The 8,357-nt window shown below is 36.8% G+C and carries 8 protein-coding genes; 7 read left to right on the forward strand and 1 reads right to left on the reverse strand.

Features of this window, described 5'->3' with window-relative positions; all coding sequences use genetic code 11:
* The coding region (locus AOG54_RS07885) for a metal-dependent hydrolase (RefSeq protein WP_055032590.1) at positions 1 to 565 on the reverse strand (565 nt) is incomplete at its 3' end.
* 281 nt (positions 566 to 846) lie between these two features.
* Between AOG54_RS07885 and AOG54_RS07890 the strand changes: the two genes are divergently transcribed.
* From AOG54_RS07890 to AOG54_RS07920, 7 genes are all read left to right on the forward strand, one after another.
* Complete coding sequence (locus tag AOG54_RS07890) at positions 847 to 2,151, forward strand: MFS transporter (RefSeq protein WP_055032591.1); 1,305 nt, start codon at positions 847 to 849, stop codon at positions 2,149 to 2,151.
* Complete coding sequence (locus tag AOG54_RS07895) at positions 2,141 to 3,046, forward strand: P1 family peptidase (protein WP_162200882.1); 906 nt, start codon at positions 2,141 to 2,143, stop codon at positions 3,044 to 3,046. Before AOG54_RS07890 ends, AOG54_RS07895 begins: the two co-directional genes overlap by 11 nt.
* 122 nt (positions 3,047 to 3,168) lie before the next feature.
* Complete coding sequence (locus AOG54_RS07900) at positions 3,169 to 4,224, forward strand: isocitrate/isopropylmalate dehydrogenase family protein (protein ID WP_052656864.1); 1,056 nt, start codon at positions 3,169 to 3,171, stop codon at positions 4,222 to 4,224.
* 68 nt (positions 4,225 to 4,292) lie between these two features.
* Positions 4,293 to 5,087, forward strand: coding sequence for an SDR family NAD(P)-dependent oxidoreductase (locus AOG54_RS07905; protein WP_048102318.1), 795 nt, complete (start codon positions 4,293 to 4,295; stop codon positions 5,085 to 5,087).
* A gap of 9 nt (positions 5,088 to 5,096) precedes the next feature.
* On the forward strand, positions 5,097 to 6,362 hold the full coding sequence (locus tag AOG54_RS07910; protein ID WP_048102317.1) for a M20 family metallopeptidase: 1,266 nt from the start codon (positions 5,097 to 5,099) through the stop codon (positions 6,360 to 6,362).
* Between the two features lie 171 nt (positions 6,363 to 6,533).
* Positions 6,534 to 7,688: a DegT/DnrJ/EryC1/StrS family aminotransferase gene (locus AOG54_RS07915; RefSeq protein ID WP_054964166.1), complete on the forward strand. Its 1,155-nt coding sequence runs from the start codon at positions 6,534 to 6,536 to the stop codon at positions 7,686 to 7,688.
* Positions 7,689 to 7,692: 4 nt separating this feature from the next.
* The coding region (locus AOG54_RS07920; RefSeq protein ID WP_236692479.1) for a CBS domain-containing protein at positions 7,693 to 8,357 on the forward strand (665 nt) is incomplete at its 3' end.

An 8,357-nucleotide genomic window follows, 5' to 3' on the forward strand; every position in this document is an offset into this window, starting at 1 on the left:
GAAATGTACCGTAATGCATTGGGAATGTAATTTTTGCACCAATGAGTTCTGCAGCCCTTGCCGCCTCCATCGGTCCCATGGTGTAGAATCCACCTATTGGAAGCATTGCAATATCAGGATGGTAAAATTCCCTTATGTACCTCATATCACCAAAAAAGGCAGTATCCCCTGCATGATATATTGTCACACCATTCTTTCTAATTATAAATCCGGATTCATTTCCACTGTGCACGGCATTTACCATGCCAATGGATATGTCCCCAAGGTCACTTAAGGACCCCTTATTCATTCCAATAATATTTTCATCAGGGAATCCATCCCTATCAGGATACATTGTTAGTTCGTATATTCCTATAACCTTTGCATTGTTGTTCCTTGCAATTTTGAAGGCATCATTTATATGGTCGAAATGATTATGCGTAACAAGCACATATTTTACGTCCTTAATTTCATCAGCGCGCACAGGTGCCTTTGGATTCCCTGTTAAAAACGGGTCTATTATTATTCTAAGATCTCCAAAATCTATAAGCCAGCATGCATGACTTAACCATTTTATTTTTATCATAAAAACAATAATTCAAATTAATACAAAAAATTATTTATGTAATTTTACAAGTTTTAATTATGATTTACAATTAGGTCGCCAGCCCATTATTTTTGGTTTAATCTAAATTTATGCTATAAATAAGTGTTAAAAATAGCTGAATTTTTCTATTATTTAAAATAATCACTTCATATGATTTGAAATTACATAAAAAAATAAAATTAAAATGCATAAATTTTTAATATGATGTTATATTTCGTTGCAAAAAATAAATTTATATACACATCGTGTGTATGATTAACATGGCAGTTTATGGTTTAAATAAACAGAGATGGTTTCAGGTAATTTCGGCATATTCAGGATGGTTAATGGATGGCTATACAACAATTGCATATGCACTTGTTGCGGTTACAGTTTCAACTGTGTTTTTCCCAAGCACCATTGGCATATACGGGCTTATTGCCACATTTGGCGGGCTTGCCGTTGAGGAAATAGCAAGGCCTGTGGGTTCTGTGGCACTTGGAAATTTTTTGGGGGATAGAATAGGAAGAAAAAACATGTTAACAATAACAATAGTCGGTTTTTCAGTTTTTGCTGCATCAAAGGGACTCCTGCCATCTTATAAATCAATAGGCATACTTGCACCCGTTTTGCTTTATATTATTCTGTTTATAGAGGGGACATTTGCAGGGGCGGAATACGGTGGTGGCACCACGCTTTCAATGGAGGACATACCTGCAGCAAAAAGGGCACCAATAGGAGCTTTTGTTCAGAGTGGTTATGGAACTGGATTTTTTATAGTTTCCTTTGTTTTTGCAGCGCTTTCATCATATTATGGCAAAACAGAATTTGCAATAATAGGCTGGAGGGTTTTATTTTATACAACAATTATCCCTGGGATGCTAACCCTAATAATAAGGTATATAACATCTGAAACAACTGTTTTTGATGATATGAAAAAAAATAAGGAGGTTTTAAGGGAGCCGGTTGTTGGACTTTTCAAAAAGGGTGGTAAACCACTAATATTCGCACTAATTTTTACCTCCGGTCTATTATTCATAAATACCGTTACATTTTCATTTTATCCGGCCCTTTTATCAATACTTAATCCTGCAATGAGCAATACAAAGGTTGGAACATATAATGCACTGATTAATCTTGTATCATTATTTGGTGTTTGGATTGGCGGGATTACAGCGCTCTTAATAGTTGGAAGGAAAAAAAGCATACTTGTATATTCATTAATTTTCATCATTTTAACATACCCAATTGCATTCCTTGCGTTTAGGGGCGGTGCAATAAATGATTTAATAGCATTCAGTGTACAGGCCTTCTTTGAGGCAATGATATTCTCAACGCTTCCCGCATTTCTGGCAGAGTCCTTTGGCAAGCAGTTCAGGACCACAGAGGTGGGATTTGCCTACAATGGTGGTGCCGTCTTTGGTGGATTTGCAATAAGCATAGTACTCTTCTTTTCAACCTTTATGCACAGTTTATTTGCTGCATGGACACTCTGGCTATTCCTTGCTGAATTAATCATGGTTTCAGGCATGCTGCTCTCCGCAGAAACATTTAGGCATGGGGCACCTGATAGAATTGCAGACTAAAATTATGGAAATGGGCATAGATGGATTTAGCATATGCGGTTACACTGACATTAACAGGAATTCCGGAATGACAATGCTTCTGTGCGACAGGCCAAACACATCAGGAATTTTTCAATCAGGTGGTTCCCCGGCAAGCCATGAAATCTCGCTGCTTAACTCAAACCACAGGCCGGACTACTCCATTGATGGGATATTAATGACAGGCAGAAGCGTATTTGGCCTTGCACTTATATCTGAGGTATACCGTTATTTAAGGAACATTAATGCTGGTTCCAGGCTTGATGATAATTACATTCCAATTGTTCCCGCTGCAGCCATATACGACCTTGATGTCAATGGAGAAATTCCTGACCGTGAATGGATTGAAAGGGCATTTAAAACCATTGGAAAAAATATACCAGTTGGCCCATTTTGGGGAGGCACAGGTGCAACAGTGAGCAAGTACAGCAATGGAAGGCGGATTAGGTCTGGGCAGGGTTATTATGAAATTTCACTAAATAATGTCAGGGTCGGCGTCTATGTTATATTAAATAGCCTTGGCGACATTTATGACCTAAATGGCCGGAATCTAACAAATAAAAGTATTGGGTCTCTTAATAAATTAAAAGAGAAAATTATTGAAGGAACAATATGGAATGAATTTACAAGAGATTTTAAATTTAATACAACCATTTCGGCTGTTATAACAAATGCAATAATATCTCACAGTGAGGCAAATTATATAGCAGAGGCTGCAAATTTTGGTCTTGCCTCAAGAATATGGCCATACAGTACCTCACTAGATGGCGATACCGTGTTTTGTGTATCATCATGCAAATATACTGAACCAGTTGACAAAATTGCAGAAATGGCCAGAATGGCCGCAGAATTGGCTGTTCTTTCAATATTTTTTTAGGGCCTAATTGTAGATTATTAATAAGATATCATTGCATCAGAACTTTTTTAATGATATTCTGCAATGATTATATTTTGTGTTTAAATAAAAAATAATTAATACATTATTGGTTTATTATCATCATGGATGTAATGGTTTTGAATGGGGATGGCATTGGACCTGAGATTATGAACGCGGCAATTAAAATAATAAATAAACTGCATGAGAATTTTGGATTAAATATAAATCCTGTTGAATATGACATTGGTGCAGTAACACTTGATAATGGTAAATGGGACCTTGATCATATACTGGATGAGGCACGTAAGTATAAGGCAATATTAAAGGCGCCAATGGGAGATCCAAAGCTGAGGAATACTGGTGGAACAGAGAAGGCACTTGACGTTATTTTATCACTTAGATTTAACTTGGACCTGTATGCAAATGTCAGGCCGGTCAGGCTTTTACCAGGTGTTGAATCACCATTAAAGTCTTATAATAATCCGGATTCAATAAATTATACGATTATAAGGGAAAACAGCGAGGGCCTTTACTCAAGCCATTTTGGCGGCCTTGTGCTCAGGGATGAACTGGCCATAGATAACCAAACAATAACCAGAAAGGGCACTGAAAGGATATCAAGATTTGCATTTGAGCTTGCCAAAAAAACAAAGGGTTCCCCAAAAGATGGGAAAAAATCAGTTGTTTGTGTTGATAAAAGCAACGTGCTAAGATCCTTTGCGTTCTTCAGAAAGATTTTTTCTGAGGTTTCATCCAGATATGATGAAATCGTTGCGAAATATATGTATGCAGATGCCATGGCCCAGCACATGATAATAAGGCCTGATGAACTAAATGTCATTGTTACAGAGAATATGTTTGGTGATGTGCTTTCAGATCTTGGTGCGGCCACAGTTGGGGGGCTTGGATTTGCATACAGCGGTAATATATCTGATAATATGGGGATGTTCGAACCTGTCCATGGAAGTGCTCCGGATATAGCAGGAAGGAATATTGCAAATCCCACGGCCATGATTATGTCCACCTCCATGATGCTGGACTGGCTTGGATTTGGTAAATTTAGTAAGATTATTGAGGATTCACTATTCAATGCAATAAGGTCAGGTGTAAGGACACCGGATATGGGCGGCAATGCAACAACATCCTATTTTACTGAATCAATATTAAAAAATATGTAAAATTATTTATTTGGTTTAAATAAAAAACAATATATATAAATTATCATTATTTTTACAGAGGTATTTTTATGGATGATAACAAACTTTTCAGTGTAAGCGGTAATACAGCACTTGTCATCGGCGCCGCTAGCGGTATTGGCCTTGCAATATCCCGTCTTTACTCAGCTCTTGGCGGGAATGTCATGATGGCCGATTATGACATAAACAGGCTTTCTGGGGAGGCAAAAAAATTAATTGGCGAAAATAAAAAGGTTGAATTTATGCCTGTTGATATAAGGTCTGGTGAAAGCATACATGACCTTGTTGAAAGAACAGAAAAAAAATTTGGAAAAATAGATGCAGGCTTTATTACACCCGGAATAAATATAAGAAAAAAGTTCCTGGATTATGCAGACGATGAGTTTCAAACAGTTATAAACCTTAATTTAAAGGGCAATTTCATGGCCATGCGGGAGATTGCGAAATCAATGATCGGTAAAAACGTTGCGGGGAGCATTGTGGTTCTCTCATCAATAAGAAGCATTGTTGTTGAGCCCGGACAGTCAGCATACGCTGCCACCAAGGCCGGCCTTGTACAGCTTGTCAGGGGCCTCTGCTCCGAGGTTGGGAAAAATAACATAAGGGTTAATGCCATAGCACCCGGGGTTGTGGACACACCATTGACACAGCAGATAAAAAAGGATCCGGACTGGTACAGGGCGTACAGTGAGAGAAGTGCACTTAATAGATGGGCATCCGTTGATGAAATAGCAGGCCCGGCAGTGTTCCTGACCATGCCTGCAGCATCATTTATAGATGGCACGGTAATATTTGTCGATGGGGGCTGGACTGCCATAGATGGAAGATTCGAGCCAAAATTATAGGTAATAATCATGGAAGATGTAATATCAAGACTTAAAAATAATGCAGATAACATAATGGATGATGCTGTAAATTTTCTTGGGCAAATGGTTGAAATACCCACAGAAAATCCTCCGGGATCTAATTATGAGGAATTTGCAAAGCTTTTTTCAGAAAAATTGAACTCAGAGGGGTACAGTTCAAAAATTATTGAGGTCCCAGAAAACCGGCTTCCAGAGTTGTGCCAGTTTGGAACAGGCCCAAGGCCATCAGTTATTGGTCTTAAGGGAAATGGAAAACTCAAAATTACCCTGAATGGCCATTACGATGTTGTTCCTGCCGGAACAGGATGGAAAACCGATCCATTCAAGCCTTTAATAAGCAACTCATATCTTTATGGCAGGGGGTCAAGTGATATGAAAGGTGGTCTGGCAATGCAAATTTATGCCATTAAGCTCTTGGAAAATACAGTTGGGCAGATATTTGATAAAATAAGCATCATGCAAACAGCAGTGCCTGACGAGGAAACAGTTGGCAACAAAAATGCAGGAATGTATTATTTAATGGAATCCAAAATAATCTCCCGGGAAAATACAGATTTTGTTATATTTACAGAGCCACTGGGCGTGGATAACATATGCTATGGTCACCGTGGCGCAATATTTATCACAGTGAAGGTCTTTGGCAGGAAAAGCCATGGGTCAATGGCATATCTGGGCAAGGATGCAATTTCAGGTGCAGTTGATCTGATAACACTTTTAAATAAATATTCAAGGGACCTTGAGATGTCAAGAATTTCAAAATATAATATTATACCAGAGGGTTCAAAAAAACCTGGTATGGCAATTGGCTATTTAAGATGCGGTACATGGGCAAATACAATTGCAGATGAATGTGAGTTTTCAGTTTACAGAAGGTTAATACCTGAAGAAAACCTTAATGATGAAAGGGATAAATTATATGAATTGATAAAAAGCTTTGGAAGAAGCTCACGATATGACATTGAAATAAAGGAACATTATATAACTGACTCAATTCTGGAGGACAAAGATGGCAAATATTATAAACTATTTATAAAGGGTTTTGAAATGGCAAATGGAAAAAAGCCATCACTGGTACTATCACCGGGAACATTTGACATGAGGTTTACAAATCATTATGGAATTCCGTCGCTTAATTATGGCCCTGGCATACTTGAGGAATCACACATGAATGACGAGAAGATTTCCCTTGAGGATTTAAGGCAGGGCATTATAACACTGGCATCGGGAATATATTCAATGGCATACAATTATTAAAATTATTTTTAAAAAATCGTTTTATGGTAATATAAAAATTGTATAAAATAAAATTTAACCATTCCTTGATTATGATAATATCACGTTAATTACAAATATGGTTTATATGAAATAACTTCAAGTTCAATTTAATTTTAAAATAATATTTATAAAATGTTGGAATAATGTCCTATGTCTGTATTGGACCTTATTATGAGACATAATGCATACCGGAATTCTGTTATAAATATGCAGGCATCTGAAAATATGCTGAGCCCAAACGTGAAACTCGCAATGTCATCAGACCTTGGATCCAGATATTCATTGGAAATAAACGGTGATAATATATACGGTGGAACAAGATACATGGAGGAAATTTATACGGAAACCCATGAAAATATAAAAAAACTGTTTAAATCTGAATATGCCGAGGCCAGGCCACTATCAGGGCACATTGCTGCAGAAATATCTATACTTTCCATTTTAAATAAAAGAAAGATCATGGCAATACCTGAAGATAATGGCGGATATCCTGGATATTTTGGCGGAAATCTTGACCGCATACTGAACTTTAAATCTGTTCCAGTACCAATGGAGGGCTATAAAATAAATTATGATGGACTGGAAAATGTGGCATCCAGTGAAAAACCGGATGCAATTATACTGGGCCAGTCTGTTTTTATTAGGCATTATGACCTTAAAAGAATAAGAGAAATATGTGATAAATATGAAATAAAATTACTATATGATGCATCACACGTACTTGGGCTTATTGCAGGTGGCGCATTTCAGGATGATGCAATGAAATATTCAGATATTTTGTATGGTTCTACACATAAAACATTCTTTGGGCCGCAGGGTGGGATAATAATGACCAATGATAATAAATTATTTGATAAAATAGAGGAAAATTCAATTTTTAAAACATTCGATAATTTTAATTTATCAAGATTTGCCGGCCTTTCCATTGCAGTGGAAGAGATGCTTAAATTTGGTCAGGAATATGCCGGCAATGTTGTTAAAAACACCAGGAACCTGGCACACAGCATGGCAAAAAATGGAGACATGATCCAGCCCGGCACGGAGGATACAGAAACACACCAGATAATATTAAATGAAAATTATTTAAAAACCCATGGATTTAATTTTATAACATTTTCTGAAGAAATGGAAAAAAGCAAAATTATAATAGACAGGGTTGGCAGGGTTGGTACACAGGAAATAACAAGATATAATATAAGCTGCATGGATTTAATATCAGACATTTTTTATGGAATATCCAATAAATTAAATATGTCGAATGAAATTAACAATATAATAGATAAAATGAGTTTAAAATACTGGTGATAAAATGCAGGTTGAGGAATTAATGACAAGGGATCTTGTGACAATTGAAAAGGATGCGACAGTTTCTGAGGCAATTTCAAAAATGAATACAAATGACATCCAGCAGCTTCCAATAGTGGATAATAAAAAATATGTGGCAATGCTAACCTATAAAAATATACTTAGAAGGGGAAGCATTAAGACAAATTCCAAGGTTTATAATTTTTCAATCAATACTCCTGTTGTTGGGGAAAAGGCTGATGTAATAGAGGCTGTAAGGTTAATAAAGGAGAGCGGGCTTAATTCAATACCCGTTGTTGAAAAGGGCATTCTTAAGGGCATAATAACAAGAACAGATATTATAAAAAATCTTGAACAAATAATATCAAATGCAAAAAATATAAAAAATTTCGAAATAATGAATTCGGACGTTGTAACCGTTGAGGAAAACGAGGATATCGAGGTTGCAGCAGATAGAATAAGGCAGCTGGACGAGTATGAAATACCTGTAACAAAAAATGGAAAGCTTACCGGCATTTTAAGGGCCAGGGAAATAATCAATTACGCAGTTATGGATAAGGAAAAAATCACCTATGGTGAATACACATCGGGAAAATCAAAGGTTGAGGTTGTTGTGTCATCGCTTATGGATTCACCAGTTTATGTTGATGAGGATTCAAATGTGCTTGA

This window comes from Acidiplasma aeolicum (assembly GCF_001402945.1).
GTDB lineage: Archaea > Thermoplasmatota > Thermoplasmata > Thermoplasmatales > Thermoplasmataceae > Acidiplasma > Acidiplasma aeolicum.

Excerpts from the sequence above, each read along its gene's own strand:
- AOG54_RS07890 (WP_055032591.1), top strand. The coding sequence starts at position 847 with ATGGCAGTTTATGGTTTAAATAAACAGAGATGGTTTCAGGTAATTTCG.
- AOG54_RS07900 (WP_052656864.1), top strand. The coding sequence starts at position 3,169 with ATGGATGTAATGGTTTTGAATGGGGATGGCATTGGACCTGAGATTATG.
- AOG54_RS07905 (WP_048102318.1), top strand. The coding sequence starts at position 4,293 with ATGGATGATAACAAACTTTTCAGTGTAAGCGGTAATACAGCACTTGTC.
- AOG54_RS07910 (WP_048102317.1), top strand. The coding sequence starts at position 5,097 with ATGGAAGATGTAATATCAAGACTTAAAAATAATGCAGATAACATAATG.
- AOG54_RS07915 (WP_054964166.1), top strand. The coding sequence starts at position 6,534 with ATGTCTGTATTGGACCTTATTATGAGACATAATGCATACCGGAATTCT.